This window comes from Methylophaga sp. UBA1464 (assembly GCF_002325665.1).
Taxonomy (GTDB): Bacteria; Pseudomonadota; Gammaproteobacteria; order Nitrosococcales; family Methylophagaceae; genus Methylophaga.
Map to the genome: position 1 here is coordinate 19,223 of NZ_DCSO01000109.1, position 554 is coordinate 19,776.

Sequence of the window (554 nt, forward strand, 5' to 3'; positions counted from 1 at the left end):
GCGATAAACCGAGTTGATCATCAAAATGTCGTTGCCAGCTTATCTTTGACAGACGTTTCAGTCGTTCATTGGTATTCTGATCCATAAACTCCGTACCAATATTACATTGGGCGACAAAGGCAAAGTCATCTTCAAGCTGGATCTGCTTCACCTTTAAAGCGTCTTCATAAACCGTTCTTTTTTCGGGTCGTTGCATCGTCTGTTGCCAGAATTCAATTTCGGCATCCCGCCAAAGTACTTCAAAGCGCATACGAATTTCATGGATACGGTTATATGGCATTTCCAGTTTGGTGCGCTTATCAACCAGATATTCCGGTGTTGTGATTTTTCCATAGCTATGCAACCAGGCTGCTAAACGCAATTCTCGTTGTTGAACGTCATTGTCCAGCTGGAAGTCTTTAAAAGCTGATTCATTTGACTCAGAGGCTTTGTCTGCCAGTAACATTGTCAGCTCAGGGACTAACTCACAATGGCGGGTTGGATAAGCTGACTTTGCATCTATAGCATGCGCTACAGATTCCACCAGGCTATCCGTCCACTGCTGATGAGACTTT

The 554-nt window shown here is 44.0% G+C and carries 1 pseudogene; it reads right to left on the reverse strand.

Annotated features, from left to right (window positions below):
* Positions 1-523: pseudogene (locus B3O33_RS14740) on the reverse strand (phosphohydrolase); the annotation flags it as partial.
* Between the last annotated feature and the right edge of the window lie 31 nt (positions 524-554).